This window comes from Tepidiphilus baoligensis (assembly GCF_012911495.1).
GTDB lineage: Bacteria > Pseudomonadota > Gammaproteobacteria > Burkholderiales > Rhodocyclaceae > Tepidiphilus > Tepidiphilus olei.
Genome location: NZ_JAAAUB010000003.1, coordinates 102,678 through 128,937 on the forward strand (window position 1 = coordinate 102,678; position 26,260 = coordinate 128,937).

25 protein-coding genes are annotated in these 26,260 nt (G+C 65.3%); 20 read left to right on the forward strand and 5 right to left on the reverse strand.

What is annotated here, in order from left to right; translation table 11 throughout:
• Nucleotides 1–8: 8 nt before the first annotated feature.
• Nucleotides 9–1,196 (reverse strand): acyl-CoA dehydrogenase, encoded by a 1,188-nt coding sequence (locus tag GV368_RS03415; protein WP_169115451.1) that lies wholly within the window; start codon nucleotides 1,194–1,196, stop codon nucleotides 9–11.
• A 131-nt stretch (nucleotides 1,197–1,327) separates the two neighbouring features.
• Between GV368_RS03415 and GV368_RS03420 the strand changes: the two genes are divergently transcribed.
• From GV368_RS03420 to GV368_RS03440, 5 genes are read left to right on the forward strand one after another with little or no spacing between them, the layout of a single operon-like run.
• A complete protein-coding gene (locus GV368_RS03420; RefSeq protein WP_142803956.1) occupies nucleotides 1,328–1,609 on the forward strand; it encodes a type 2 periplasmic-binding domain-containing protein in 282 nt (93 codons plus the stop codon).
• A gap of 55 nt (nucleotides 1,610–1,664) precedes the next feature.
• Entirely contained in the window at nucleotides 1,665–2,384 is a 720-nt protein-coding gene (locus GV368_RS03425; RefSeq protein ID WP_169115453.1) for a dienelactone hydrolase family protein, read from the forward strand.
• 26 nt (nucleotides 2,385–2,410) lie between these two features.
• The gene (locus GV368_RS03430; protein WP_169115454.1) at nucleotides 2,411–3,307 is read left to right on the forward strand and encodes an MlaD family protein; all 897 of its coding nucleotides are present in this window, start codon (nucleotides 2,411–2,413) and stop codon (nucleotides 3,305–3,307) included.
• A gap of 4 nt (nucleotides 3,308–3,311) precedes the next feature.
• Entirely contained in the window at nucleotides 3,312–3,962 is a 651-nt protein-coding gene (locus GV368_RS03435) for an ABC-type transport auxiliary lipoprotein family protein (RefSeq protein WP_169115455.1), read from the forward strand.
• Nucleotides 3,959–4,678, forward strand: a complete 720-nt coding sequence (locus tag GV368_RS03440; protein WP_169115456.1) for a uracil-DNA glycosylase family protein — start codon at nucleotides 3,959–3,961, stop codon at nucleotides 4,676–4,678. The genes GV368_RS03435 and GV368_RS03440 overlap by 4 nt, the downstream gene beginning before the upstream one ends.
• 73 nt (nucleotides 4,679–4,751) lie before the next feature.
• Here the strand turns inward: GV368_RS03440 and GV368_RS03445 are convergent, their stop codons facing one another.
• Nucleotides 4,752–5,690 carry an NlpC/P60 family protein gene (locus GV368_RS03445; RefSeq protein WP_206673247.1) on the reverse strand — a complete coding sequence of 313 codons (939 nt, stop codon included), beginning with the start codon at nucleotides 5,688–5,690 and terminating at the stop codon, nucleotides 4,752–4,754.
• 181 nt (nucleotides 5,691–5,871) lie between these two features.
• On the opposite strand from GV368_RS03445, the gene GV368_RS03450 reads away from it, so the two are divergent.
• Nucleotides 5,872–6,480, forward strand: a complete 609-nt coding sequence (locus GV368_RS03450; protein ID WP_169115457.1) for a UbiX family flavin prenyltransferase — start codon at nucleotides 5,872–5,874, stop codon at nucleotides 6,478–6,480.
• A gap of 5 nt (nucleotides 6,481–6,485) precedes the next feature.
• Here the strand turns inward: GV368_RS03450 and ptsP are convergent, their stop codons facing one another.
• Together ptsP and GV368_RS03460 are read right to left on the reverse strand one after the other, a co-directional pair.
• The gene (gene ptsP, locus GV368_RS03455) at nucleotides 6,486–8,228 is read right to left on the reverse strand and encodes a phosphoenolpyruvate--protein phosphotransferase (RefSeq protein WP_169115563.1); all 1,743 of its coding nucleotides are present in this window, start codon (nucleotides 8,226–8,228) and stop codon (nucleotides 6,486–6,488) included.
• 13 nt (nucleotides 8,229–8,241) lie between these two features.
• Nucleotides 8,242–8,511: an HPr family phosphocarrier protein gene (locus tag GV368_RS03460; RefSeq protein WP_142803950.1), complete on the reverse strand. Its 270-nt coding sequence runs from the start codon at nucleotides 8,509–8,511 to the stop codon at nucleotides 8,242–8,244.
• A 124-nt stretch (nucleotides 8,512–8,635) separates the two neighbouring features.
• Between GV368_RS03460 and GV368_RS03465 the strand changes: the two genes are divergently transcribed.
• The 5 genes from GV368_RS03465 to GV368_RS03485 all read left to right on the forward strand — a co-directional run bounded on the left by GV368_RS03465 (nucleotide 8,636) and on the right by GV368_RS03485 (nucleotide 13,791).
• Complete coding sequence (locus GV368_RS03465; RefSeq protein ID WP_142803949.1) at nucleotides 8,636–9,427, forward strand: alpha/beta fold hydrolase; 792 nt, start codon at nucleotides 8,636–8,638, stop codon at nucleotides 9,425–9,427.
• A 134-nt stretch (nucleotides 9,428–9,561) separates the two neighbouring features.
• Nucleotides 9,562–11,484, forward strand: coding sequence for a tRNA uridine-5-carboxymethylaminomethyl(34) synthesis enzyme MnmG (gene mnmG, locus GV368_RS03470; protein ID WP_169115458.1), 1,923 nt, complete (start codon nucleotides 9,562–9,564; stop codon nucleotides 11,482–11,484).
• Nucleotides 11,481–12,149, forward strand: a complete 669-nt coding sequence (rsmG, locus tag GV368_RS03475) for a 16S rRNA (guanine(527)-N(7))-methyltransferase RsmG (protein WP_206673248.1) — start codon at nucleotides 11,481–11,483, stop codon at nucleotides 12,147–12,149. Before mnmG ends, rsmG begins: the two co-directional genes overlap by 4 nt.
• A complete protein-coding gene (locus GV368_RS03480; RefSeq protein ID WP_169115459.1) occupies nucleotides 12,149–12,940 on the forward strand; it encodes a ParA family protein in 792 nt (263 codons plus the stop codon). The genes rsmG and GV368_RS03480 overlap by 1 nt, the downstream gene beginning before the upstream one ends.
• On the forward strand, nucleotides 12,940–13,791 hold the full coding sequence (locus tag GV368_RS03485) for a ParB/RepB/Spo0J family partition protein (RefSeq protein WP_169115460.1): 852 nt from the start codon (nucleotides 12,940–12,942) through the stop codon (nucleotides 13,789–13,791). The genes GV368_RS03480 and GV368_RS03485 overlap by 1 nt, the downstream gene beginning before the upstream one ends.
• A gap of 4 nt (nucleotides 13,792–13,795) precedes the next feature.
• Here GV368_RS03485 and GV368_RS03490 read toward each other — a convergent pair whose 3' ends face one another.
• On the reverse strand, nucleotides 13,796–15,715 hold the full coding sequence (locus GV368_RS03490; protein ID WP_169115461.1) for a sigma-54-dependent Fis family transcriptional regulator: 1,920 nt from the start codon (nucleotides 15,713–15,715) through the stop codon (nucleotides 13,796–13,798).
• A gap of 254 nt (nucleotides 15,716–15,969) precedes the next feature.
• On the opposite strand from GV368_RS03490, the gene adh reads away from it, so the two are divergent.
• The 9 genes from adh (at nucleotide 15,970) to GV368_RS03535 (ending at nucleotide 26,223) form a co-directional block, all read left to right on the forward strand.
• Nucleotides 15,970–17,490 carry an aldehyde dehydrogenase gene (gene adh, locus GV368_RS03495; protein WP_169115462.1) on the forward strand — a complete coding sequence of 507 codons (1,521 nt, stop codon included), beginning with the start codon at nucleotides 15,970–15,972 and terminating at the stop codon, nucleotides 17,488–17,490.
• Nucleotides 17,491–17,667: 177 nt separating this feature from the next.
• Nucleotides 17,668–18,723: a zinc-dependent alcohol dehydrogenase family protein gene (locus tag GV368_RS03500; RefSeq protein WP_169115463.1), complete on the forward strand. Its 1,056-nt coding sequence runs from the start codon at nucleotides 17,668–17,670 to the stop codon at nucleotides 18,721–18,723.
• A 101-nt stretch (nucleotides 18,724–18,824) separates the two neighbouring features.
• Entirely contained in the window at nucleotides 18,825–19,202 is a 378-nt protein-coding gene (locus GV368_RS03505; protein WP_169115464.1) for a DUF779 domain-containing protein, read from the forward strand.
• 142 nt (nucleotides 19,203–19,344) lie between these two features.
• Nucleotides 19,345–20,142, forward strand: a complete 798-nt coding sequence (locus GV368_RS03510; protein WP_206673249.1) for an ABC transporter ATP-binding protein — start codon at nucleotides 19,345–19,347, stop codon at nucleotides 20,140–20,142.
• On the forward strand, nucleotides 20,132–22,096 hold the full coding sequence (locus GV368_RS03515; RefSeq protein ID WP_169115466.1) for an AMP-dependent synthetase/ligase: 1,965 nt from the start codon (nucleotides 20,132–20,134) through the stop codon (nucleotides 22,094–22,096). Before GV368_RS03510 ends, GV368_RS03515 begins: the two co-directional genes overlap by 11 nt.
• 1 nt (nucleotide 22,097) lies before the next feature.
• On the forward strand, nucleotides 22,098–22,985 hold the full coding sequence (locus GV368_RS03520; RefSeq protein ID WP_169115467.1) for a branched-chain amino acid ABC transporter permease: 888 nt from the start codon (nucleotides 22,098–22,100) through the stop codon (nucleotides 22,983–22,985).
• A gap of 3 nt (nucleotides 22,986–22,988) precedes the next feature.
• On the forward strand, nucleotides 22,989–24,062 hold the full coding sequence (locus GV368_RS03525; RefSeq protein WP_142803940.1) for a branched-chain amino acid ABC transporter permease: 1,074 nt from the start codon (nucleotides 22,989–22,991) through the stop codon (nucleotides 24,060–24,062).
• Nucleotides 24,063–24,103: 41 nt separating this feature from the next.
• A complete protein-coding gene (locus GV368_RS03530) occupies nucleotides 24,104–25,354 on the forward strand; it encodes an ABC transporter substrate-binding protein (RefSeq protein ID WP_142803939.1) in 1,251 nt (416 codons plus the stop codon).
• A 47-nt stretch (nucleotides 25,355–25,401) separates the two neighbouring features.
• The gene (locus GV368_RS03535; RefSeq protein WP_169115468.1) at nucleotides 25,402–26,223 is read left to right on the forward strand and encodes an ABC transporter ATP-binding protein; all 822 of its coding nucleotides are present in this window, start codon (nucleotides 25,402–25,404) and stop codon (nucleotides 26,221–26,223) included.
• Nucleotides 26,224–26,260: the final 37 nt, after the last annotated feature.

Here is a 26,260-nt window from a genome sequence, read left to right on the forward strand (position 1 = left end):
TCCCTGGCTCAGTTGGCAAAGGCGGCGATGCCGGTGATGGCACGGCCGAGGATGAGGGCGTGGATGTCGTGCGTGCCCTCGTAGGTATTGACCACTTCGAGGTTGACGAGGTGGCGCGCCACGCAGTATTCGTCGCTGATGCCGTTGCCACCGAGCATGTCGCGGGCGGTGCGGGCGATGTCGAGCGCCTTGCCGCAGGAATTGCGTTTGACGATGGAAGTGAGTTCGACGGCCGCGATGCCTTCGTCCTTCATCCGCCCGATGCGCAGCACCGTCTGCAGCCCGAGGGCGATCTCGGTGCACATGTCGGCGAGCTTTTTCTGGATGAGCTGGTTGGCGGCGAGCGGCCGGCCGAACTGCTTGCGTTCGAGCACGTAGTTGCGGGCGGTTTCGTAGCAGGCCTGGGCCGCGCCCAGCGCACCCCAAGCGATGCCGAAACGGGCGGAGTTCAGGCAGGTGAAGGGGCCCTTGAGGCCGCGGACTTCGGGGAAGACGTTTTCCTCGGGCACGAAGACCTCGTCCATGACGATTTCGCCGGTGATCGAGGCGCGAAGCCCCACCTTGCCGTGGATGATCGGTGCCGAGAGCCCTTTCCAGCCTTTCTCCAGGATGAACCCGCGGATCTGTCCCTCGTCGTCTTTGGCCCAGACGACGAAGACGTCGGCGATGGGGCTGTTGGTGATCCACATCTTGTTGCCCGACAGCAGATAACCGCCGTCGACGCGGCGCGCCCGGCTCTCCATCCCCCCCGGGTCGGAGCCGTGGTTGGGCTCGGTGAGCCCGAAACAGCCGATCCATTCGCCGCGGGCGAGTTTGGGCAGGTACTTGCGCTTTTGCGATTCAGTGCCGAATTCGTGGATGGGGACCATCACGAGCGAACTCTGCACGCTCATCATCGAACGGTAGCCCGAGTCGACGTATTCGATCTCGCGGGCGATGAGCCCATAGGCGACGTAGTTGAGCCCCGCACCACCGTATTCTTCAGGGATGGTCGGGCCGAGCAGGCCCAGCTCGCCCATTTCACGGAAGATCGTCGGGTCGATTTTTTCGTGGCGAAAGGCGTCGCGGACTCGCGGCATGAGTTTTTCTTGGGCGTAATCATGAGCCGTGTCGCGTACGAGGCGTTCCGTTTCGGTGAGCTGGGCGTCGAGCAGCAGCGGATCTTGCCAGTCGAAAGTGGGGCGGTGAGCGGACATGAGGTTCTCCTTTGGCGGGTCGGGTGTGATGTTTTGGTATGGTATAAAGGGAATCTCCCGCCGACAAGCGCTTTTTATGCATCGACCGGTGTGTTGTGCTCATTGCGTGAGGGTAGGGGATGCTCAAGCGAATGCCTTTGACGATGGTGCTGCGGCTCGAGGCGCTGGAGCGCGATACCTTGGCGGTGATGTCCGACCAGGGGGCGGGCACGCTGGAGCCCGCCACCGGAGAGCTGATGATTCCCTGCAATCGCAGCTTCGTGAGCCGCCGCGCTTATTACCTGATCGTGCCCGAGCGCAAGGCCGAACGCCAAGCGCTGGCAGCATTTCGTCAATGGTTGGTGGCCGAGGCAGGGCGCAGCCGTGAATCGGTCCGAGACGCAGCGGTGGTCAGCAGGGGAGGGCGGTGCTAACATATATCGAGGGTTATTTGGCCCGCAAGGATTTCCTGCCCAGAGGAGGAACGAGATGACGATACGCACGCGTTTGGTGGAATACACACACGAGGGCACTACGCTCGAAGGCTTCCTGGCGTGGGACGATGCGATTACGGGCAGGCGTCCGGCCGTGGCCGTGGCGCATGCCTGGGCCGGACGTACCGCATTCGAGTGTGAAAAAGCGCGTCAGCTCGCGATGCAGGGCTACGTCGGCTTTGCCATCGATATGTACGGCAAAGGGGTGCTCGGCACGAGCAAGGAAGAGAACGCGAAGCTGATGACGCCCTTCATCGAGGATCGTGCGAAGCTGCAGGGGCGTATCGCCAAGGCGATCGAGACCCTTCGTGCCCAGCCCGAAGTCGATGCCGACCGGATCGCGGCGATCGGTTTCTGCTTTGGGGGGCTCACGGTGCTCGATCTGGCACGCACCGGGGCCGATGTGCGCGGGGTGGCGAGTTTCCACGGTCTCTTCACGCCGCCGGGCAACACCGCCGGCAAGAAGATCAAGTCCAAGGTGCTGGCGCTGCACGGCTGGGACGATCCCATGGTGCCGCCGAACATGGTGGTGGACTTCGCCAAGGAAATGACGGAATCGGGCGCCGACTGGCAGCTGCATGCCTTCGGCAACACCATGCACGCCTTCACTCTGCCGGAAGCGAACGATCCTTCCTTCGGTACCGTCTACAGCCCCTCGGCCGACGCGCGCTCCTGGGCGATCCTGCGCGAGTTCTTGCACGAGGTTTTTGCATGAGACGTGCGTCGCGGCGCTGACCAGACGTGGAATCGCGCGTTCCTTATGTGATCGTCGGCGTGTTCGTCGTCGTGGCACTCACGGCCCTCGTCGGCTTGGGACTGTGGTTGGGTGCCGACGTCGATACACGCCGCTATCTTCCGTACCGGGTGCTGACGACCGAATCGGTGACCGGCATCAATCGCGGCAGTTTCGTGCGCTATCGGGGTGTCGTCGTCGGGCGGGTCAAGGGGGTCACGCTCGTCGACTCCGAGCGCGTGGCGATTGACCTCGAGATCGTCGAGGGAACACCGATCAAGACCGATACCAAGGCGACGATCTCCAGCCAGGGGCTGACGGGCTTGTCCTACATCGAATTGTCTGGCGGTTCGGTCGACGCGCCTCCCCTGCTGCCGGGGCCGGACGGTTCTCCGGCGGTGATTACCGCGGCGCCTTCGCTGATGCGCCGGCTGGACGTGGCGCTGTCGCAGAATCTGGAGCAGGTGGAGGGGGTGATGCGACAGCTGCAAAAACTGCTCTCCGACGGCAATCTCGCCAACCTCACGGCGACGATGGCCGACGCTCGCCGTTTCATGGCCGCGCTCGCCGCCCAGGAGAAACGCATCGATGCGCTGGCCGATTCCCTCGAGCAGGCGGCAGCGCAGGCTCCGGCGCTTGCCGCCGATGGGCGGCGGACCTTGAATGAGGCGCAGGCGCTGTTGGGAGAACTGCAGCGCACGGCCGCGGCCCTGCGCGAGGCGACGGTGACGGCGCAAGAGGAACTGCGGGCGGCGCGACGCGGCGTGCAGCCCGAGGCCGAGGCGGCGCTGCAGCGGCTGGAATCCTCGATGAGCCGTCTGGAGCGCTTGACCGCTTCGCTCGAGGAGCGGCCGCAGCGTCTGCTGTGGGGTGATCCCCCGGAGCGGCCTGGGCCAGGGGAATGAAACCATGAGCATAAGGGCGGTTGCGACGATGCTGGTCGTGAGCTTGGCGTTGGGCGCCTGCGCCATGGGCCAGCAAGGGTCTTCGCAGGCGCCGGCGCGGCTGTCGCTGGAGGCGGCGGCACGCACGGCTGGGCAAGGAGGAGAGGCCTCCGCCCCGCCGCAGGCCTCTTCGTCCCTGACGGTGCAAGTGAGCGCGCCGTGGGTGGCGCCGGCCTTCGCCGGAGAGCGCATCGCCTACCGGCGCGAGCCGCTGCGCCTGGAGTATTACACCCTTAGCCGCTGGGCGGAGCCGCCGCAGGAGGCCGTAGCGGCGGTACTCACGCGCCGCCTCGAGGAAAGCGGCGCATTTCGCGTGGTGCTGCCGCCGCAGGCGCGTCTGTCGGCCGATCGGCGGCTCGCCGTCGACCTAGAGCTCTTGGAAGAACGGGTTCCGCCGGTCGGACCTGCCCCTTACGGCGAAGCGGAGGTGGCGCTGCGGGCGCGCTGGGTGCAGACGAGCGACGGTCGGGTACTGGCGAGCAAGCGCTTCGCCGCCACGGCGCCCGTGACCCAGCCGAACGCCGAAGGGGCGGTGGCAGCGCTCGGGGAGGCGCTCGCGCGCGTGAGCGAAGAGGTCGCGCGCTGGACGTTGGCCGTGGAGGCGCAAGGGCGATGAGCGCCGGGGCACTGGTGGCAGCGGCGCGCCGCTTGCACGAGCGCACGGCGGCGCTCGAGTTCGGCCCGCCGGTGACGCACGTCTATGCCCCGCTCGACTACGCCTGGGCGGTGCATGAGCAATACCTGCGCCGTTACGGCGAGGGGCCGAAAAGGATCCTTTTCCTGGGGATGAATCCCGGGCCCTTCGGCATGGTGCAAACGGGAGTGCCTTTCGGGGAGATCGCGGCGGTACGCGAGTGGCTGGGCCTGGATGCGCCCATCGACCGCCCGGTCCGGGAGCATCCGCAACGCCCGATCGAGGGGTGGTCCTGTCGTCGATCCGAAGTTTCCGGAGCGCGTCTGTGGGGGTTCTTTCGTGCGCGATTCGGTACCGCTGCAGCCTTTTTTGCCGAGCACTTCGTGGCGAATTACTGTCCGCTCGCCTTCTTCGCCGGTACGCGCAACCTCACGCCCGACAAATTACCCTCCGAGGCGCGGGCGTCCTTGCTCTCCATGTGTGACGCCCACCTACGCGAGGTGGTCGCGGTCTTGCAGCCACGATGGGTGATCGGGGTCGGGGCGTGGGCGGAGCAGCGGGCGCGCCAGGCGCTCGCGACGATCGAGTCGGTTCGCATCGCTCGCATCTTGCATCCGAGCCCGGCGAGTCCGGCGGCCAATCGCGGCTGGGCCGAGCAAGCTCGCGCGATGCTCATCGAGCAAGGGGTGTGGGCTTAGGGAGACGCTGAAGAAGCCACGGAAAACCTGCCGTGGATCCGGGTGTCCGGGACATGAGCTTTCGTGGGCGAGTTCATCGATCGTTTTGTGCCACCCGCCCCATGGGCTGCGGCTGAGACACGGTAGTGACGGGACTGTTGGCTTTTGCTTGGGTCTGCGGTTTCGTGTCAGGCGTGCTTTTCGCCGTGTTCGCCACTTTCCCCGTTTGCCCTTGAACTTGGCCGGATGGCGAGGAAGCGGGAGAGCGGCTCGCTGCCCGGGTGGTGGCCGGGGGGGTGCGCGTCTTCGCTACCGGGGTTTTCGTCGTGTTCGTTTTGGCGTTGCGCGTGGCGTTCGCGGGCTTGCGGGAGGTTGCTTTGGCTGTGGCCGGAGTGGTTTTTGCGCCCGAGTTTTTCGGGACGAGGCTGGCGGCCATGGCGGGCGCGCCCACTGCCGCAGCCGTCTCGAGGAGGGCGGTTTCTTCCGTGGAGGATGGTTCAGCCGTTTTTTCTTCCTCTTGCCGGGAAAGTTCTAGTGGTTCGGCATTCAAGCCTTCGATTCGCCCTCCCGCGACGAATCGCTCGCGCCAGTAGCCTCGTTCGAGGGTATCGATGGAGACGTTGCGGCCACTGCGTGGGGCATGGATGAATCGCCCGTTGCCGAGGTAGATGGCGACATGGTTGATCGAACGGCTGCGTCTACCGGTCTTGAAGAAGAGCAGATCTCCGGGCTGCAGCTCGTTGCGTGAGACCCGTTCGGTGGCATGATACATTTCGCTTGAGGTGCGAGGCAGCTCGATGCCGATGCTGGAAAAAGAGTATTTGACGAAACCGCTGCAATCGAGCCCCTCGTCGGGGTCGTTGCCTCCCATGCGATAGGGGGTGCCCTGCAAGGAGAGTGCGGTCTCCAAAGCCCTCGTCATTCGACTGGGTTTGACCTCCGCTCGGAGGGTATAGTCGGGGCTGCGGTAGATCGGTGCGGTCAGGAAGACGTCGAGCGCATCCTCTGCTTCGTCAGTGTCTTCGTCGCTCACGAGGGACGGGTCGCTGCGGGTGAGGGCATATCGGGAGGAATCGGACCGTACTGCCTGCTGGGTGAGGGTGCAAGCACTCAGCAGACCGAGCATCATTGCCAGGAGAATCGGTCGCCACGGACAGTGGGAGACTGGTGTGGGCATGACACACCTCCGACCGGAAAAAGGATAATTGTCAATTATGCAACGAAATGTAGGCGATGCAAACCTCGCTCGATCCCCGTCGCGACTGGTGGTGGCGGTGACCGGTGCCTCGGGCAGCATCCTGGCGCTCGAGCTGTTGCGTTGGTTGCGCGAGGTCACCGACTGGGAGTTGCACGTGGTGGTATCGGCGGCGGCGCTGCGCACGGCCCGGCTCGAACTCGGGGTCGGGCGCGAGGCGTTCGCGGCGCACGCCGATACGCTGCACGCGAACAAGGACATCGGCGCGCCGATCGCCTCGGGCTCGTTCGCCACGCTCGGCATGGTGGTGATCCCTTGCTCGATGAACACCCTGGCGGCGATCGCACACGGCCTGGGAGATACCCTGATCGCACGGGCGGCCGACGTGACGCTCAAAGAGCGCCGGCGCTTGGTCCTGGTGCCACGTGAGACCCCCTTGAGCCTCATCCATTTGCGCAACATGACGACGGTGACCGAGGCGGGCGCAGTGATCGTCCCACCCGTGCCGGCGTTCTACCTGGGGGAGCTCACGCCGCAGCGGCTGGTGCAGCAGATCGCGATGCGGGTGGCTTCGCTCTTCGGCGTGGCGCCGGCGCCGTGGGCGGAATGGACGGGCGGCGAAGGATAGGCGTTTCAGGCAGAGGTCGCCGCAGCATTGAGTTTTTCGAACGCCTCACGCAGCCGTGCCGGCTCATCGAGCTTGAGCAGGCGCTGTACCTTGGGGGCGAGGTCGGCGAGGTCGGCGCGCAGTAGCCGCTGCTTTACGCTGAGCACCCGCTCCGGATGCATGGAGAATTGCCGCAGTCCCATGCCGAGGAAGAGCCAGGTGTATTCGGGGTGGCCGGCGAGCTCCCCGCACAGGGATACGGGCAATCCGTTCTTGACGCCGAATTGGATGGTGCCCGCGATCAGTCGCAGTACGGCCGGGTGCAGGGGATCATAGAGATCGGCCACCGCATCGTCCTGCCGGTCGATGGCCAGCGTGTACTGGATGAGGTCGTTGGTGCCGATGGAGAGGAAGTGCGCGCGTTTGAGGAAGATGCCGGGCGTGAGCGCTGCGGCTGGGATCTCGACCATGGCGCCGAGTTCGACGTCTTCGGCGAATTTCTTCCCCTCGCGCTGTAATTGCTCCTTGGCGCGGGCAATGAGCTGCAGCGTCTGGTCGATCTCGTGGGCGTGCGCCACCATGGGCAATAGGATCTTGAGCGTGCCGTGCACCGAGGCGCGCAGCAGCGCCCGCAGCTGGGTGAGAAAGAACGTGGGTTCGGCAAGGCAATAGCGGATCGCGCGCAGCCCCAGGGCGGGATTGGGCTGCACCCGCGTGGTGTTTGGGGCGAAATCCTTGTCTCCACCCAGATCGAAGGTGCGGATGGTGACCGGCTTGCCTTTCATGCTCTTGAGCACGTCGCGATAAGCCTCGTACTGCTCGTCTTCGCTCGGGCGGTCGAGCCGATCGAGGAAGAGGAATTCGGTGCGGTACAGCCCGATGCCGTCGGCGTTGACGCGGTGCACGAGGTCGAGGTCGCGCGGCGTCTCGATGTTGCACAGGAGCTCGATCGGCGTGCCATCGAGCGTGACGGTCGGGGCGTCCTTGAGGCGGGCGAGCCGCGTGCGCGAGATCTCCAGCTCGGCCTTGCGCAGGCGGTATTCCTCGACGATGCTGGGATGAGGGTTGACGATGGCGACGCCGCGCGCTCCGTCGATGATGACGAGATCGTCTTCTTCGAGGAGCGAGCGTGCGAGCCGAACGCCCACCACCGCGGGCAGTTGCAGGCTACGCGCGACGATGGCGGTGTGCGAGGTGGGGCCACCGACGTCGGTGAGAAAGCCCGCGATGTGCTGTCCGCGAAAACCGATGGTGTCGGCCGGTGAGAGGTCGTGCGCCACGACGACGGTGGGCAGGTCGTCGCGCCGCGGTTTCGGCGGGCGCGCGAGCCCCAGCAGTTCCTTGAGGAGCCGCTCGACGAGTTGAATGACGTCGGCACGCCGCTCGCGCAGGTAAGGGTCTTCGATGGCGTCGAATTGCTCGAGCAGCGTGTCGAGCTGCTGGGTGAGCGCCCACTCGGCGTTGATGTGCTGCTGGCGCACACGCTCGCAGGCGGCTTCGACGAGCAGCGGGTCGTCGAGCATCATCGCTTGCAGGTCGAGAAAGGCGTTCAGTTCGGCCGAGGCTTGGCTCGCGGCGGTGGTGCCTTTGAGCGCGGCGAGTTCGGCCTTGATCGCAGCGGCGGCGGTGCGCAGGCGGGCGCATTCGTCCTCGACCCGACTGTCGGGGATCTCGTAATGGCTGACTTCGAGCAGGGCGTGTGAGACGAGATGCGCCCGGCCGATGGCGATGCCGCTCGAGACGGCGAGCCCGTGCAGCGCGAACGAGATGCCGCTCAAGCGTTTACTCCCCTTCGCCGAATCGGTTGCGGATGAGCTCGACGATGGCCTGCAGGGCTTCGTCGGCACGTTCGCCCTCGGTCTCGATCTCGACCTTGCTACCTTTGGCGGCAGCGAGCATCATCACGCCCATGATGCTCTTGGCGTTGACCCGTCGTCCACTACGACTGATCCAGATCTGACAGGGGAACTGGCTGGCGAGCTCGGTGAGCTTGGCCGAGGCCCGCGCGTGCAGTCCGAGCTTGTTGATGATTTCGACTTCGGCTTTGGGCATGGTGGTGGTGATGTCGGAAAAGGAATTGGTCTCATTCTAACGAATGCGACGGAAAAACGCTCCTTTTTCCACCAGAATCGGGGTGATGCTAGACTACATGAACTCAATGGGGTGAAAGGAAATCATGGCGTTCGTCGACATCGACGGAATCAATCTGGAATACGAATGGTGGCGGCCGCGGGAGGCAGCCGCGGAGTCCTCGCCCGTCGTGTTGTTGCATGAAGCTCTGGGATCGGTGTCGATCTGGCGGGATTTCCCGCAGCGCCTCGCGGACGCTCTGCGCCGTCCCGTGATGGCCTATTCACGACAGGGTTATGGGCGCAGTGGGCGAGAAGGTCGTCCGCGCGGTTTGGATTACTTGCACCGCGAGGCTTGGCATTGGTTGCCGCGAGTGCTGGAAGCGCTGGAGATCGAGCGCCCGGTGCTCGTGGGGCACAGCGACGGGGCTTCGATCGCTCTCCTCCACGCCGCTTCCGGTATGGCGCCCCAGCCAGAAGCGGCGGTGCTGATCGCGCCGCACGTCGAGGTGGAACCGGAGGCGATCGCCGGAATCGAAGCGGCCGACCGGCTGTGGCATACGACCGACTGGCCGCAGCGCCTGGCGCGGCATCAGCCCGATCCGCAACGTGTATTCGCCGAGTGGCGTGATACTTGGCTCTCTGCCGCGTTTCGCGCGTGGAACATCGAGGCGGAGATCCCGAAGATCGCCTGTCCGGTGCTGGCAGTGCAGGGTGATCGGGACGAATACGCGACCTTGTCCCAGATCGAGAAAATCGCCCTAGGGGCGCCCCGTGGGAAGATGGTGGTATTGCCGCAGTGTGGCCACAGCCCGCATCGGGAACGGCCCGATGCATTGATCGCGGAGATCGCCCGGTTCCTCGACGAGCTCGACGAGCTCGTCGAAAAGCGTGCATGAACGGCGGGCCTGCTGGGTGTGGTTGAGCAGGCTGTAAGCGGGGCTCTTCGCCCGCGGCGGACACTGAACCCTTTGCTGTTCTTTGGCGTCGAAAACGCCTATAATGAAAAGTTTTCCTCGATCATCGCACGCCCATGATCTTTCCCGAACGCTTCGACGTCATCGTCGTCGGCGGCGGCCACGCCGGGACCGAAGCGGCCTTGGCCGCGGCGCGCGCTGGCGCGCGCACGCTGCTGCTGACCCACAACCTCGACACCCTGGGGCAGATGAGCTGCAACCCCTCCATCGGCGGCATCGGCAAGGGGCATCTCGTCAAGGAAGTCGACGCCTTGGGCGGGGCGATGGCGCTCGCCACGGACGAAGCCGGCATCCAGTTCCGCATCCTCAATGCGAGCAAGGGGCCGGCGGTGCGCGCCACCCGCGCCCAGGCCGATCGCGTGCTCTACCGCAAGGCGATCCGTAAGCGCCTGGAGAACCAGCCCAATTTGTGGCTCTTCCAGCAGGCGGTCGACGACCTGCTGGTGCAGGGCGATCGCGTGCAGGGGGTGGTGACGCAACTCGGTATCCGTTTCGAGGCCCCGGCGGTGGTGCTCACCACCGGCACGTTCCTGAACGGCCTCGTGCACGTGGGCCTGTCGCGCTACACGGCCGGCCGGGCGGGCGATCCGGCTTCCGTGTCGCTGGCGCAGCGGCTCGCCGAGCTGGGGCTGCCCAAGGGGCGCCTGAAAACCGGCACGCCGCCGCGGCTCGATGCGCGCACCATCGACTTCTCCCGCTGCACCGTGCAGCCGGGCGACGATCCCGAGCCGGTGTTCAGCTTTCTCGGCTCGCGCGCCCTGCATCCGCCGCAGCGGCCCTGCTGGATCACGCGCACCAACGCGCGCACGCACGAGATCATCCGCCGCAACCTCGACCGCTCGCCCATGTACTCCGGCGTGATCGAGGGGGTGGGGCCGCGCTACTGTCCCTCGATCGAGGACAAGATCCACCGCTTCGCCGACAAGGACGGGCACAACGTCTTCCTCGAACCCGAGGGGCTGGAGACGAACGAGATCTATCCCAACGGCGTGTCCACGTCGCTGCCCTTCGACGTGCAGATCGAGATGCTGCGCACCATCCCGGGGCTGGAGCGGGTGCATGTGCTGCGTCCCGGCTACGCCATCGAATACGACTACTACGATCCGCGCCACCTCAAGCACAGCCTCGAGACCAAGCACTTCCACGGGCTTTTCTTTGCCGGCCAGATCAACGGCACCACCGGCTACGAAGAGGCCGCGGCGCAGGGGCTCCTCGCCGGGGTCAATGCCGCCCGGTTCGCGCTGGGGCACGAGCCGTGGTGGCCGCGACGCGACGAGGCTTATCTCGGCGTGCTCGTCGATGATCTCGTCACCAAGGGCGTGAGCGAACCTTACCGCATGTTCACCTCGCGCGCCGAGTTCCGCTTGCAGTTGCGCGAGGACAACGCCGATCTGCGGCTCACCGAGATCGGGCGTCGCCTGGGGCTGGTCGATGATCTGCGCTGGACGGCGTTCTGCCGCAAACGCGAGGCGATCGAGCGCGAGACCGCGCGTCTGCAGGCACAGCGGGTCGTGCCGGCCCGACTCTCGGCCGAAGAGGCGCAGACGTTCGCCCAAGTACTGGGCGCGCCGCTCGAGCGCGAGGCGAGCTTCTTCGATCTGCTGCGCCGCCCGGGGGTGCGTTACGAGGAACTCATGACCTTGCCCGGCGCGCCGGATCTGCCCGAATGCGACCCAGCCGTGATCGAGCAGCTCGAGATCGCTGCCAAGTACCACGGTTACCTCGCGCGCCAGCACACCGAGGTCGAGCGGCTCAAGGCTGCCGAGGCGGTCCGCATTCCGCCGGGGATCGATTATTCCCGCATCCCGGGGCTGTCGCGCGAGATCCAGCAGAAACTCGCCCAGCACGCGCCGGAAACCCTGGGGCAGGCGAGCCGCATCCAAGGCGTGACGCCGGCGGCGATCGCCATTTTGCTCGTGTGGCTGCGCCGCGGCGAATCCGCGCCCCAGACCGAAGTGGCGCCGGAGGGCGCCGAGTGAGCCCTCGCGCTCCTGCGCCGCTGGACGAGACCGCGGCGCGCGCCCTGCTCGAAGAAGGCGTCGCTGCGCTCGGGCTTTCCTTGCCCGCGGCGACGCTGGATGCGCTGTGGCGCTACGCCGGGCTGCTCGTGAAGTGGAACCGCGTCTACAACCTCACGGCGATCGCGCGGCTCGACGAAGTCGTCACCCACCACCTGCTCGACGCGCTCGCCGTCTGGCCTTGGGTGCGGCAGGAACGGGTGCTCGTCGACGTCGGCTCCGGCGCAGGGCTGCCGGGGCTCGTGCTTGCCCTCGTGGCGCAGGCCGAGGAAAGTCCGCTCGTCGTCCATTCGCTCGACGCGGTGGCGAAAAAAATCGCCTTTCAGCGCCAGGCGGCGATCGAATTGGGGCTGAAAGGATTCCATCCCTGGCACGAACGGGTCGAGCGCTGGCGGCCGCCGGCGCCGATCTCGGGTATCATCTCGCGAGCATTCGCGCGCTTCGACGAGTTCGTCGCGCTCACCCGCCACCTCCTGTCGCCGGGTGGGCACTGGTATGCCATGAAAGGGCCGCGCCACCGCGACGAACTCGCCGGCCTGCCGGCGGACGTGGTGACACGAGTCGTTCCGCTGGACGTGCCGGGGCTTGCCGAGGCGCGCCATCTCGTGATCGGGGAATTTCGCTGATGGGCCACGTGTTTTGCATCGCCAACCAAAAGGGCGGGGTCGGCAAGACCACGACCAGCGTCAACCTTGCCGCGGCGCTCGCCCGGCGGGGGCACCGCGTGCTGCTCGTCGACCTCGACCCGCAGGGCAACGCCACCATGGGCAGCGGCATCGACAAGCGCACGCTCGAGCGCTCCGTCTATCAGGTGCTGGTGGGGCTGTCGGGCCTGGAAGAGGCAACGTTGCGCTCCGAATCCGGCGGCTACGACGTGCTGCCCGCCAATCGGGAACTCGCCGGGGCCGAAGTGGAGCTCGTCGACCTGCCGCGACGCGAATTCCGTCTGCGTGACGCGCTTGCCGCCACTCCTGCCGCCTACGATTTCGTGCTCATCGACTGTCCGCCGTCGCTGTCGCTGCTCACGCTCAACGCACTCACCTGCGCCCACGGCGTGATCATTCCAATGCAATGCGAATACTATGCGCTCGAAGGCTTGTCGGATCTGGCCAACACCATCAAGCGGGTGCATGCGAACCTCAACCGGGACTTGCGCATCGTCGGGCTGCTGCGGGTGATGTTCGATCCGCGCGTGACGCTGCAGCAGCAGGTCTCGGAGGAAGTGCAGCGCCATTTCGGCGAGAAAGTCTTCACGACGGTGATCCCGCGCAACGTGCGCCTGGCTGAGGCGCCGAGCCACGGCATGCCCGGAGTCGTGTTCGATCCCCGCGCACGAGGCGCGCTCGCCTACCTCGAATTCGCCGCCGAGCTGGAACGGCGCCTGGGCGTGTCAGCCCCGCTCACGGAGGCGCACTGATGGCGGCGGGCAAGCGCAAGGGCCTGGGTCGCGGACTGGACGCGCTGCTGGGCGCACCGGTTTCGACCGCGGAGGAGACGTTGTGCCATGTCGATATCGATCGCATCGATCCCGGCCGCTACCAGCCGCGCACGCGCATGGATCCGCAGGCGCTAGAAGAGCTCGCCGCCTCGATCCGTGCCCAGGGCGTGATGCAGCCGCTGCTGGTGCGTCCCGTGGGCGAGCGCTACGAGCTCATCGCCGGCGAGCGGCGCTGGCGTGCCGCCCGCATGGCCGGGCTGCTGGAAGTGCCTTGCCTCGTGCGTGAGATTCCGGACGAAGCGGCGCTGGCGATGTCGCTCATCGAGAACCTCCAGCGCGAGGATCTCAACCCCATCGAAGAGGCCCTGGGGTTGCAGCGGCTCATCGACGAATTCGGTATGACGCACCAGCAGGCGGCCGAGGCCGTCGGTCGCAGCCGCTCGGCGGTCACCAACCTGCTGCGCCTGTTGCAATTGGCCGAACCGGTGCGCGAGCTGCTGATGGAAGGCGCCTTGGAGATGGGCCACGCGCGGGCGCTGCTCGCGCTCGCCGTGCCGCAGCAGGTGGAGCTCGCCCGGCGCGCCGCGGCGCAGGGTTGGTCGGTGCGCCAGACCGAACGCGCCGTGCAGGCGCTGCTCGCTCCGCCCGCGCCCAAACCCGAAGCGGTGAAAGACCCCGACTGGCGGCGGCTGGAAGAGGCGCTTTCCGAACACTTCGGCGCGCCAGTCCTCATCAAGCGCCGCCGCGACGGGCGCGGCACGCTCGAGATCGCCTTCGCCGACGACGACACGCTCGAGGGCCTGCTCGAACGCCTGGGCGTGCGGGCCTGAACGGTCAACCCGCCGCTTGCGCGGGGGTGCTGCCCATCTCGCGCAATTTGCGGTAGAGCGTGGCGCGGCTGATGCCCAGGCGCCTTGCCGCCGCCGTGCGGTTGCCGCGGCTTGCGACGAGCGCCCGCTCGATCGCGGCGCGCGACAGGGTTGCCAGTTCCAATGTCTCTTCCTGCCCTTGCGGCAGGGAGGGGGACATGCCGGCCCGTGGCCGCAACGCCATCGCCAGCCCCTCGGGCAGCGCATCCCAGCCGATCACCGTTTCCTCCTCATCCACCAAGGCCGCGGCTACGCGCAGCGCCTGCGCCAGTTCCCGCACGTTGCCCGGCCAGGAATGGGCCGCGAACGCGGCGGCCACCTCGGGCGCGAGCCTCAGGTCCCGGTCCGGCGCGCAGGCGCGCAGGATGCGCTCCACCAGCACGGGTAGATCGCTGCGCTCGCGCAGCGGCGGCAGGGTCAGCGTCAGGCCCGCCAGCCGATAGTAGAGATCGGCGCGGAATCGCCCCGCCTCGACTTCTGCCGGCAGGTCGCGGTGCGTGGCCGCGATGAGCGCAAACTCGACGCGCACCGGTTTTCCGCCCAGTGGCACGACCTCCTTCGTCTCCAGCACCCGCAGCAGTCGCCCCTGCAGCGCGAGCGGCATGTCGCCGATCTCGTCGAGAAAGAGCGTGCCGCCGTGCGCCTCGCGGATGCGCCCGAGGCTCCCCTCGCGGCGCGCGCCGGTATAGGCGCCGGGGGCATAGCCGAAGAGCTCGGCCTCGATGAGCGCTTCCGGTAACGCAGCGCAATTGACCGCTACGAACGGTTTGTCGCGCCGCGGCGAGCTGCGATGGAGGGCTTGGGCGAAGAGTTCCTTGCCCACGCCGCTCTCGCCGCGCAGCAGGATGGGGATGTCCTTGTCGAGCACCCGACGGGCCTGGGCGATGACCCGGCGCAGCGCCTCGTCGCCGGTGTCGAGCTCGGCCAAGGCATCGTTGGCCGGTGCAGGATCGGCGCGGCGGATCACGACGCGCGCGCGGCGTCCTTCGAAGCGCGCATAGAGGGGATTGCCCTGCGGATCGTACAGCAGCACCGGTTCGTCGCCGCGCGGCACGGGGGCGGCGCGGCGGAAGAGCCGTTCCAGTGGCACCGCACCAAGCTCCTCGTGCCGTAGAGAAAAAAGGCGGCGGGCAGCGGAATTGGCTGCCACCACGCGACCGTCGTCGTCCACGCAGACGATGGCGTGATCGACGAAGCTGCCCAGGGCGTGCGCATCGCGATGCAAATGGATGCGCAGACCGCGGTGGCGGGCAACGATGGCGTGGTTCTCGATCAGGCGCACCGCCGTATCGACCAGGGCGCGGGTGTGTGGATGGTGGTCGTGCCAGTCGCAGGAGACGTCGAGCACCGCCACCAAGCGGCCAGTGCCGTCGAAGATGGGGGCGGCGGTGCAGGCGAGAAATTCGTTGCAGCTCAGATAATGCTCCGGCCCCAGCACCTCGACCGGAGCCCCTTCGGCGATCGCCGTACCCACGGCGTTGGTGCCGCGCACGCCTTCGTGCCAGATCGCACCGCGGGCCAGGTGGACCCGTTGCGCGCGTTCGAGGAAGCGCGGATCGCCGCTCGTCTCGACGATGACGCCTTCAGGGTCTGCCAGCGCGAGGACGCTTCGTCCCTCCTGCAGATTGCCGAAAACGCTCTCGAATACCGGGCGGGCGTAGCGCAGCCATTCTTCCAATCGTTCGCGGGCGGTGGTGAGTCGAGGCGTATCGACCAGACTCTCCTTGACATCAGGATGTCGATCGCATGAAAGGCCTTTTGCACGGCAGCGCTGCCACGAGCGCACGATCTCGGGTGCCAGGTGCAGCGCGGTGAGCTCTCCCCGTTCGATGAACGTCTGACGGGCGAGTGCGACCGATTCCAGCGATGGAGTCAGCATGGTCATCCTTCGTCCCTCCTTTTCCATGCTTGTATGACTGTTTTTCTTGTTGATTCGTCGAATCTGAGACGATGAGACGGTCGATGTCTCATTTTGCGACGTCTCGCTGAGACAGCATAGCAAAAAAATCCTTGGATCAATGGATAAAGAGGTTCGTTTCAGGATTGGCACGATGCTTGCAATCTCGTCTTGCCTGCGCCTTGGCAAGGGCGCATGGAGTTTTCCATCGGTTTCCTACCATCAGAAGAGGAGAGGAGCACATGACTTATCCGTTCCCTGGCGATCCGTCCGCCCCGGTCCAGTTCAAGGCCAAGTACGACAACTTCATCGGCGGCAAATGGGTGCCGCCCGTCAAGGGGCAGTACTTCGACAACATCACGCCCATCACTGGCAAGGTGTTCTGCCAAGCGGCGCGCTCCACGGCCGAAGACATCGAGCTCGCGCTCGATGCCGCGCATGCCGCCAAGGAGAAATGGGGCAAGACCCCGCCGGCGCAACGCGCGAAGATGCTGTTGGCGATTGCCGACCGCATCGAGCAGAACCTGGAAAAACTCGCCTACGCCGAGACCGTCGACAACGGCAAGCCCATCCGCGAAACCCTTGCGGCCGACATTCCGCTTGCCGTCGATCACTTCCGCTACTTCGCCGGCTGCATCCGCGCCCAAGAAGGGACGCTCTCCGAGATCGACGAAAATACCGTCGCCTACCACTTCCACGAGCCGCTGGGCGTGGTCGGGCAGATCATTCCCTGGAACTTCCCCATCCTGATGGCGGCCTGGAAACTCGCCCCGGCGCTGGCGGCTGGCAACTGCGTGGTGCTCAAGCCCGCCGAGCAGACGCCCGTGAGCATCATGGTGCTCATGGAGCTCATCGCCGACATCATCCCGCCGGGGGTGGTCAACGTCGTCAATGGCTTTGGGCTCGAGGCGGGCAAGCCCCTGGCCACCAGCCCGCGCATCGCCAAGATCGCCTTCACCGGCGAGACCACCACCGGCCGGCTCATCATGCAGTATGCCAGCCAGAATCTCATCCCGGTCACGCTGGAGCTCGGCGGCAAATCGCCCAACGTCTTCTTCGAGGACGTGGCCGCGGCCGACGACGACTTCTTTGACAAGGCAATCGAAGGCATGGTGCTCTTCGCCCTCAACCAGGGCGAAGTGTGCACCTGTCCTTCGCGCGCCCTCATCCAGGAGTCGATCTACGACAAATTCATGTCGCGCGCCCTGGAACGCGTCAAGGCGATCAAACAGGGCAACCCGCTCGATCCGACGACGATGATCGGCGCTCAGGCTTCCTCCGAGCAACTGGAGAAGATCCTCTCCTATCTCGACATCGGCAAGCAAGAGGGGGCGCAGTGTCTCATCGGCGGCGAACAGGCCAAGCTGCCTGGAGAACTCGCCGGCGGTTACTACGTCAAGCCCACGATCTTCAAAGGGCACAACAAGATGCGCATCTTCCAGGAGGAGATCTTCGGCCCCGTGCTGGCGGTCACCACCTTCAAGGACGAGGCCGAGGCGCTCGCGATCGCCAACGATACCCTCTACGGTCTGGGCGCGGGCGTGTGGACGCGCGACGGCAGCCGGGCCTATCGCATGGGCCGCGGCATCCAAGCCGGTCGGGTGTGGACCAACTGCTACCACCTCTATCCGGCGCACGCGGCCTTCGGCGGTTACAAGCAGTCCGGCATCGGCCGTGAGAACCACAAGATGATGCTGGAGCATTATCAGCAGACGAAGAACCTACTGGTGAGCTACTCGCCGAAGAAGCTGGGCTTTTTCTGACGGGTCTAGCAGCACGGTCGGCACAGCCGCCCGTGCTGCAGCCCTGGGCTCATGGGCAATCAAAAAAATCCTACAAGAGAGGGTTGACAAGAAGGTTCGTATAAACTAAGGTTTATACACCTATAGACAGAAGTCGTGGGTGACTCAACATACTAAAAGAATGAAGGAGAGCATGTGATGAAAGCCGCTGTGATGGTCAAACACCGCGAAGCGCTGAAGATCGACGAACTACCCAATCCTAAGCCGGGTCCAGATGATGTTGTCCTACGGGTTGAGGCTTGTGGTATCTGTCGCTCTGATTGGCACGCTTGGCAAGGGGATTGGGCTTGGGTCGGCATCTCGCCCGATCTGCCCATTGTGCCAGGGCATGAGATCGGTGGCGTGGTCGAGGAGGTGGGCAGTAACGTCAAGAAATACCGCAAAGGGGACGCCGTCACGGTGCCTTTTCACTCCGCCTGTGGCCATTGTGAATATTGCCTGCAGGGCAGACCTAACATCTGCGAAAACGTCGTCATTTTTGGTCTGAGTACCGGCTACAACGGCGGCTACGCCCAATACGTAGTTGTGCGCAATGCCGATTTCAACCTCATTCGCCTGCCCGAGAACGTCGATACTATGGCGGCCGCTGCCATCGGCTGCCGCTACATGACCGCTTTCCACGGGGTGGTACGTGCCGGCGGAAAACCTGGAGAGTGGGTGGCGGTGCATGGCGCCGGTGGCGTGGGATTGTCGGCGGTGCAGATCGCTGCAGCCCTGGGCAAAAACGTGATCGCCGTCGACATCGACCAAGCCAAGCTCGAGAAGGCCAAACAGGAAGGGGCGGTGGCCGTGGTCAATGCCAAGCGCGATAAAGTCCCTGAGGCGATCAAGGAAATCACCAAAGGCGGGGCGCATGCCAGCATCGAAGCCTTGGGTGTGCGTGAGACGACGCTCAATTCGGTCTTGTCGCTGCGTCGCGGCGGACGGCACGTGCAGGTCGGGCTCACCACCAAGGAAGAGGGCGGCATGATCTCCTTGCCGGTCGACCTCTTCGTCGCCCTCGAGGCCGAGTTTGTCGGCAGCTTTGGCAATCCGCACCCCGACTATGCCGGCCTGCTCGCCCTCATGTCTCAAGGAAAGCTCAATCCGAAGTCGCTCATCAGTCGTGAGGTGGCGCTCGAGGAGGTCAACGACGTCTTCAAAGCGATGAGTGAATACAAAACGATGGGGTTCAATGTAATCACCCGGTTCTAAACCCTGCTTCACTCGTTGCCCGCGGAGGCAACCGGGTTTAGGCCGCTCATCCATCTTTCGGGGGAGGGTGACCTCCCCCGAAGTGTATTCGGAGAACAGACATGGCCGAGATTTCCCTTCAAGTGATCGCCACGCCGGCCGCGCTCGAGCTCATCAAAAGGCTCCAGGAGAAGTACGGACCCGTGATGTTTCATCAATCCGGCGGTTGCTGCGACGGATCTTCCCCCATGTGCTATCCGCAAGGGGAGTTCATCGTGGGCGACAACGATGTCCTGCTCGGCGAGATCGGCGGGGCGCCGTTCTACATCAGCAAGCCGCAGTTCGAGTACTGGAAACACACGCAGCTCATCATCGACGTCGTGCCCGGCCGCGGCGGCATGTTCTCCCTGGAAAATGGCGAGGGGGTGCGTTTCCTCGTCCGTTCCCGGCTTTTCACCGACGAGGAATATGCGGCCCTGCTGGCGGCCGGCAAGGTGTGAGCATCGTTGCCATGCAACAAATTCCATCTCGTTCCCCCCCCTCTTGACCCCCTATCGGAGTTCCTCTAGTATCTCCCCTATACGATAACAAACGTTCATCGCACCATCATTCGATATTGCGATGCAGTACAAGGAGGGAGGAGTGGCGACGACGGCCGAAGCCGCGCGCAGGGTTGCGCTGCGCTGTGAAAACGTCAATCGCTGGTTCGGCGGCCTGCATGCGCTCAAGGGCCCCGATCTGGCGATCTTCCAAGGTGAAATCTTCGGGTTGGTGGGGCCGAACGGCTCCGGCAAGACCACCCTCGTCAATACCGTCACCGGTTTTTATCCGCCGCAGAAAGGGCGGGTGTTCCTGTTCGACGAACAGATCAACGGGCTTCCCCCTTATCGCATCGCGCAAAAGGGCGTGGCGCGCACCTTCCAGAACGTCGCGCTCTTTCGCGGCCTCACCGTGCTCGACAACATCCTCGTCGGGCGTCACATCCACATGCGCCCGAGCGCGCTCGCCACGCTCGGCTACTGGTGGTGGGCGAAGAAAGAGGAGGTGGCCCACCGCGCCAAGGTCGAGGACGTGATCAACCTACTGCAGCTCGAAGACGTGCGCGACGAGCCCGTCGACGTCATTCCCCTGGGCCTGCAAAAGCGCGTCGAGCTCGCTCGGGCGCTGGCCGCCGAGCCGCGGCTGCTGGTGCTCGACGAGCCCATGGCCGGCATGAACCAGGAAGAGAAAGAGTACATGGTGCGCTTCATCCTGGATGCGCACGAGGATCTCGGCCTCACCATCCTCATGATCGAACACCACATGGACGTGGTCACCTCGATCTGCCACCGCGTGGCGGTGTTCAACGACGGCGTGAAGATCGCCGAAGGGCCCCCGCGCGAGACCATCAACGACCCGGCCGTCGTGGCCGCCTACATCGGAGCGAGCGATGCGGCCTGACGATCTGCCTCGAGCCCTGCCCTGGCGTCCCCACGACTGGCGTAAAGGGGATCACCTGCTCGCGCTGCTCGCCGCCAACGCCTCGAGCCATCCGGCCGAGATCGCCATGCGCGAACGCGACCGCGGCATCTGGCGCGAATACACCTGGCAGGATTATCACGACACGGTGCTCGCCTTCGCCGCCGGCCTCGAATCCCTTGGCGTGCGTCCCTTCGAGGTGGTGCAGATCGTCGGCGACAACCGGCCGGCGCTCTATTTCGCCATGGTCGCGCTGGGGGCCTTGCGCGCCATCGCCTCGCCGGCGTATCCCGACGCCACGCCCGAGGAGATCGCACTGCTCGCCGAGCGCGAAGACGTGCGCTGTGCCGTCGTCGAAGACCAGGAGCAGGTCGACAAGCTGCTGCAGCTGGAAAAGGAGCACGGTGAACGCTACCGGCTCATCGTCTACGACGACCCGCGCGGTCTGGCGGGCAAGATGCCCGAGCGTTTCGTCGCCTTTGCCGAGGTCGTCGCGCGCGGGCGCGAGCGGCTCGCCGCCGACCCCATGCTGCGTCAGGCCCTACTCGAACGTCCTTCGCCCTACGACGTCGCCGTGCTACTGCATTCATCCGGCACTACCGGCACGCCCAAGGGGGTGCCCCTCAAGCACGGCCACGTGCTCTCGGCGGTACGCAACGCCGCGCAGGCGGGTTACTTCCAGAACGGCGACGTGCACGTCGCCTACCTGCCCATGGCGTGGGTGGGCGACTACATCTTCTCCATCGGGGCGGCCTTCGCCCTGCGTTTCGCGGTGAACATCCCCGAGCGACAGGAAACGGTGATCCGCGACCTGCGCGAGATCGCCCCCACCGTCTTCTTTTCTTCGCCGCGTGCCTGGGCCGGCATGATCACCCGCATCCAGGTGGGGATGGACGAATCCACCCCGCTCAAGCGCCGACTCTACGAGCATTTCATGGCCTTCGCCATCGAGCTCGAGCGGCGGCGCCTGGCCGGCGACCCGCCCTCGCTCGGTGCACGGCTGTGGCGGGCGCTGGGCGAGTGGATGATCTATGGTCCGATCAAGGACCAGCTGGGGCTTGCCCGCGTACGGCGCGCCTATACCGCCGGCGAGGCGATCGGCGAGGACGACTTCCTTTTCCTGCGCGCGCTCGGCGTGCCGCTGCGCCAGTTCTATGGCCAGACCGAGAACTGCGCCCTGTGCGCCGCCCAGTCGGCCGATGACGTCAAGCTGCACACCGTCGGACGTCCCTTCCCCGGCGTGGAGGTGAAAATCGCCGACAGCGGCGAGATCCTCGTGCGCGGTGACAACGTCTTCGACGGCTACTACGACAATCCCAAGGCGAGCGAAGAGGCCCTGGAAGACGGGTGGCTGCACACGGGCGATGCCGGCTACTTCGAAGAAGATGGCTCGCTCGTCGTGCTCGGACGCTTGTCGGAAGTGGCCTACACCGCCTCCGGCGAGCGCTACGTCGCCACCTACGTCGAGAACCGCATCAAGTTCAGCCAGTACGTCAAGGACGTCTGCGTCATCGGCGAGAACCGTCCCTTCCTTTCCGCCATCGTCTGTATCGACCTCGAGGCGGTGGGGCACTGGGCGGAGGAACACGGCGTGCCTTACACCTCCTATGCCGACCTGTCGCAGAAGCCCGAAGTCTACGATTTGGTCGCCGGCGTCATCGCGCACGTCAACGATGTGCTGCCGTCGGGGCTGCGCATCCGCCGTTTCGTCAATTTGCACAAGCCCTTCGACCCGGACGACGGCGAAGTCACGCGCACGCGCAAGCTGCGTCGCAAGGTGATCTACGAGCGCTATGCACCCATCCTCGAGGCGCTCTACGATCCGGCGCGTCGCGAGATCGACTTCCAAGCGACGATCACCTACGAAACCGGCGAGACCGGCGTCATCGCCCGCCGTCTGCGGCTCTACGACGTCGCCTCGGCGCAGGGAGAGTGAGATGGACTTCTTGTTTCTGGCCGAACTCTTCGTCAATGGCCTGAGCACCGGGCTCATGTACAGCCTCGTGGCACTGGGCATCACCTTGATCTACAAGGCGAGCGGCGTGCCCAATCTGGCGCAGGGCGCGATGGTGATGTTGTCGGGTTATCTCGTCTGGGCCGTGGTGAGCCTTCTTTCCTGGCCGCTGTGGCTGGCGATCGCGCTCGCGGCGGTGGGCATGTTCCTCTTCGGTCTGGCCACCGAACGCTGGCTGCTGCGCCGCATGGTGGGGCAGCCGGTCATCATGATCGTCATGCTCACGCTCGGGCTGGACATCTTCCTGCGTGGAGTCGTACCGGGGCTGCTGGGTGCGGCGCCCAAGCGGCTCGACCTGGGCATCGGCCTCGCGCCCATCGTCGTGGCCGACGTTTTCGTCAACCGCGCCTACCTCATCGGGGCGATCGGGGCCATGGTGCTCATCGCCGCGGCCATGCTTTTTTTCCGCACGCGGCTCGGCACCAAGCTGCGGGCGGTCTCGGACGATCACGTCGCCAGCTGGGCGGTAGGCATTTCCGTGGAGCGCGCGATCGGCATCTCTTGGGGCATCGCCGGCGTGGCCGCCGTGGGGGCCGGTACCATCTGGGGCTCGGTGCAGGGGGTGGACTGGACCTTGTCTGCGTTGCTCTTTCCCGCCATCGCCGTGGTGATCCTGGGCGGTATCGACAGCCTCATCGGGGTATTCGTCGGCGGGCTGGTGGTAGGCGTGCTCGGCTCGGTGATCCCGGGCTATCTCGACCCCATCGTCGGCGGCGGCACGCGCGACGTCGTTACTTCCCTGCTGATCGTGCTCACCATCCTCTTCCGGCCCTACGGCATGTTCGGTCGCGAAGACATCGAGAGGGTCTGATCCATGTTCTACCGTCTCTCCGGCGTCCACCATACCCGCTACGAAGACACGCGTCGGCTGTGGCCCATTCCTGCCGACCGGCGGCTGGTGGCGGTGCTCTTCCTGCTCGCGCTCAGCGCCCCCCTGTGGCTCTCCGAGCTCTACCTGCAAAACTACCTCCTGCCCTGGCTCATCTGGAGCGCGGCCGTTCTGTCGCTGACGCTCCTCATGGGGGTCGCCGGGCAGCTGCACTTCGGCTACGCCGCGGTGATGGCCATCGGAGCCTATTCGGCGATCCACCTCGTGCGCCTGGGAGTGCCCTTCGAACTCGCCTTCATCGGGGCGGGGCTCGTCGCGGCGGTGATCGGTTGTCTGTTTGGGGCGGCAGCCCTGCGCGTCAAGGGGCTCTACCTCGTGATGGCCACGCTCGCCATGCAGTACCTCGTCGACTGGGTCATCGTGAACGTTCCGGCGATCTCGGGCGGGGCGCACGCCACGCTACAGGCGCCCGAAGCCCGCGTGCTCTTTTTCTCCTTGTCCGATGGACTCACTCGGTACTACTTCGCCTTCTTCTGGGCGGTGTTCATGACGCTTTTCCTGCTCAACACCAAGCGCACCAGTTTTGGACGGGCACTGGTGGCCATCCGTGACAAGGATTACGCCGCCTCGGTGATCGGCGTGAGCCCCTTCAAATACAAGCTGCTCGCGTTCTTCACCAGCTCGTTTTTCGGCGGCATGAGCGGGGCCGTGCTGGCCTTCTGCTTTTACCGGGCCGTGACGCCGGAGCAATTCGGTTTCAACGTCTCGACCCAGCTCGTGGCCATGGTGCTCGTCGGCGGCCTGGGCAGTGTGATCGGCGCCTATCTCGGTGCGGCCTTCGTGCTACTCACGCCGATGATCCTCTCCAACGGCATCGCGGCGCTGTCGGATGCCGGCTGGCTGTCGGTGTCGGCAAACCTGCTCGCGCACCTGCCGCTCATGATCTACGGCGCGCTCATCATCGGCTTTCTGCTCGCCGAACCGTTGGGGCTGGCGAAGCTCTACGACAACATCCGCAATTACTTTCTCGTGTGGCCGTTCAAGCACTCGCGCCGCTGATGGAAATTTCAGGTGGTTCATCACGACAAGGAGGAGACGTAATGGAAACGACGTTCAAGAAAGGCATGCTGGGGGCGCTATTCGCCACGGCTGTATTGGCCGGCGCGCCAGCACTGCAGGCGCAGGAGACGGTGAAGTTCGGCCTGTTCCACGACTTCACCAAGGTCTACACCTTCGTGGCCGACGAGTTCAGCCAGGGGCAGCGCGACTACCTCACGCTGATCAACGAGGAGGGTGGCATCAAGGGGCAGAAGTTCGAGGCCATCGTGCGCGACCACGGCAACGAGCCGCAGCGCGGCCTGGAGCTCTACAACCGCGCGCGCGAGGAAGGCGCGATCTACTTCATGTTCCTGAGCACGCCGGTGGCCAACGCCGTCGTACCGCGGGCGTTGCAGGACAAGGTGGTACTGGGTACGCCGCTGCACGGGCGAGGTGACGCCATGGTGGGCGAGGCCTTCCCCTACGTCTTCCCCATGATGGCCACTTACTGGTCGCAGGCGACGCGTCTGCTCAAGTACGTCGAGGACACCCAAGGGGGGCTCAAGGGCAAGAAAATCGCGCACGTGCACATCGATACTCCCTTCGGGCGTGAGCCTTTGCCCATCTTGCAAAAGCTCGCGGAGCAGAAGTCCTTCGAGTTGCGCACGTTCGCTTATCCGAGCCCGGGTAATGAGCAATCGGCGGTATGGTCGGACGTTCGACGGTATCGTCCCGACTTCGTGCTGATCTGGGGAGCGGGCAACTCGCAAATGGTGTCGGTGCGCGAAGCAGTGCGCAACGGCATCGATCCGGCGAAGATCCTGTCGGTGGTCTGGCTCACCGAGACCGACATGAAGAACATCGGCGAGAGCACGGCCATCGGCATCAAGCGCGTCGAAGTGGTGCAGCCCGGCCGCGATCATCCCATCATCCAGCGCATCCTCGACAAGGTCTACAAGACCGGCAAGGGCGCCGGGCCAGAAGCGCGAGTGGGTAACACCTACTACAACTACGGCGTGGCCGACATGGTGATCGCGACCGAAGGGGCCAAACTCGCCCTGGAAAAACTCGGTCCGCCGCTCACCGCCGAAAAACTCAAGGCAGGGTTGGAGATGGTGAACAATCTCGACACCCAAGGCTTCATGCCACCCGTGACGATCACGCCGCAAGATCACCAGGGTGGCGGTCAGGCGCGCGTGTCGCAGTGGGACGGCAAAGCCTGGGTTCCCGTGAGCGATTGGGCTGCGGCCTATCAGGACGTGGTGTGGGAAGAAGCCCGCGCGAGCGCGGCGAAGTTCAGCCAGGCGAAATGAGGGGAGGCGGCGCCGGGGATGTCCCCGGCGCCGTACAGGGAGCGAGCATGAGCCAAACGGGCGATACGCGTGGCACGGCCCCCGTGCTGTTGCGACTATCCAACGTCGAAGTGATCTACGACAAGGTGTTCTTGGCGATCAAGGGGATCTCGCTCGAGATCCGCGAGGGGGACATGGTGGCCTTGCTCGGCGCGAATGGCGCCGGCAAGAGCACCACGCTGAAATCGGTGAGCGGTCTGCTCGCGCCCGAGCGCGGCGAGGTCACCCGCGGGCACATCGAGTTCGCCGGGCGCGATCTGGGCACGATGCCCGCGCCGCAGCGCGTGCACCTGGGTATCGCCCACGTGCTCGAGGGGCGGCGCGTCTTCGGGCATCTCACGCCGGAGGAAAACCTCATCGCCGCCTACCGGGGGCGCGACCAGCGCCGCTACCTGCAGCTGCGAGACATGGTCTATGGTTACTTCCCGCGCCTGGTCGAGCGGGCGAAATCGAAGGCAGGTTATCTCTCCGGCGGCGAGCAGCAGATGCTGGCCATCGGCCGGGCGCTGATGACCGAGCCGAAACTTCTGATGCTCGATGAGCCGAGCTTGGGGCTCTCGCCGCTCTTCGTCAAGGAGATCTTCGGCATCATCCGCACGATCAACGAGAAAGAGCGCATGAGCGTCCTCCTCGTGGAGCAGAACGCCGTGGCGGCCCTGAACGTGGTGCAGTATGCTTACGTCGTCGACCAGGGGCGCATCGTGATGGACGGTCCTGCCGAGGTGCTACGGCAAAACCCCGATATCCAAGATTTTTACCTGGGGGGCAGTCACGCCGTCGATTACCACAACGTCAAGCACTACCGCCGGCGCAAGCGCTGGCTGGCTTGAAATGGCGAGGGCGCGGCCGCCGCGGCGGCTGCGCCCA

What these genes read in the sequence shown, in the direction of transcription:
- GV368_RS03465 (WP_142803949.1), top strand. Translation starts at nt 8,636, where the DNA reads ATGGCGTTCGTCGACATCGACGGAATCAATCTGGAATACGAATGGTGG.
- GV368_RS03460 (WP_142803950.1), bottom strand. Translation starts at nt 8,511, where the DNA reads ATGCCCAAAGCCGAAGTCGAAATCATCAACAAGCTCGGACTGCACGCG.
- mnmG (WP_169115458.1), top strand. Translation starts at nt 9,562, where the DNA reads ATGATCTTTCCCGAACGCTTCGACGTCATCGTCGTCGGCGGCGGCCAC.
- GV368_RS03500 (WP_169115463.1), top strand. Translation starts at nt 17,668, where the DNA reads ATGAAAGCCGCTGTGATGGTCAAACACCGCGAAGCGCTGAAGATCGAC.
- GV368_RS03435 (WP_169115455.1), top strand. Translation starts at nt 3,312, where the DNA reads ATGAGCATAAGGGCGGTTGCGACGATGCTGGTCGTGAGCTTGGCGTTG.
- GV368_RS03525 (WP_142803940.1), top strand. Translation starts at nt 22,989, where the DNA reads ATGTTCTACCGTCTCTCCGGCGTCCACCATACCCGCTACGAAGACACG.
- GV368_RS03440 (WP_169115456.1), top strand. Translation starts at nt 3,959, where the DNA reads ATGAGCGCCGGGGCACTGGTGGCAGCGGCGCGCCGCTTGCACGAGCGC.
- GV368_RS03535 (WP_169115468.1), top strand. Translation starts at nt 25,402, where the DNA reads ATGAGCCAAACGGGCGATACGCGTGGCACGGCCCCCGTGCTGTTGCGA.
- GV368_RS03515 (WP_169115466.1), top strand. Translation starts at nt 20,132, where the DNA reads ATGCGGCCTGACGATCTGCCTCGAGCCCTGCCCTGGCGTCCCCACGAC.
- GV368_RS03505 (WP_169115464.1), top strand. Translation starts at nt 18,825, where the DNA reads ATGGCCGAGATTTCCCTTCAAGTGATCGCCACGCCGGCCGCGCTCGAG.
- GV368_RS03420 (WP_142803956.1), top strand. Translation starts at nt 1,328, where the DNA reads ATGCCTTTGACGATGGTGCTGCGGCTCGAGGCGCTGGAGCGCGATACC.
- GV368_RS03485 (WP_169115460.1), top strand. Translation starts at nt 12,940, where the DNA reads ATGGCGGCGGGCAAGCGCAAGGGCCTGGGTCGCGGACTGGACGCGCTG.
- GV368_RS03490 (WP_169115461.1), bottom strand. Translation starts at nt 15,715, where the DNA reads ATGACCATGCTGACTCCATCGCTGGAATCGGTCGCACTCGCCCGTCAG.
- GV368_RS03480 (WP_169115459.1), top strand. Translation starts at nt 12,149, where the DNA reads ATGGGCCACGTGTTTTGCATCGCCAACCAAAAGGGCGGGGTCGGCAAG.
- adh (WP_169115462.1), top strand. Translation starts at nt 15,970, where the DNA reads ATGACTTATCCGTTCCCTGGCGATCCGTCCGCCCCGGTCCAGTTCAAG.
- GV368_RS03425 (WP_169115453.1), top strand. Translation starts at nt 1,665, where the DNA reads ATGACGATACGCACGCGTTTGGTGGAATACACACACGAGGGCACTACG.
- GV368_RS03450 (WP_169115457.1), top strand. Translation starts at nt 5,872, where the DNA reads ATGCAACGAAATGTAGGCGATGCAAACCTCGCTCGATCCCCGTCGCGA.
- GV368_RS03520 (WP_169115467.1), top strand. Translation starts at nt 22,098, where the DNA reads ATGGACTTCTTGTTTCTGGCCGAACTCTTCGTCAATGGCCTGAGCACC.
- GV368_RS03530 (WP_142803939.1), top strand. Translation starts at nt 24,104, where the DNA reads ATGGAAACGACGTTCAAGAAAGGCATGCTGGGGGCGCTATTCGCCACG.
- GV368_RS03415 (WP_169115451.1), bottom strand. Translation starts at nt 1,196, where the DNA reads ATGTCCGCTCACCGCCCCACTTTCGACTGGCAAGATCCGCTGCTGCTC.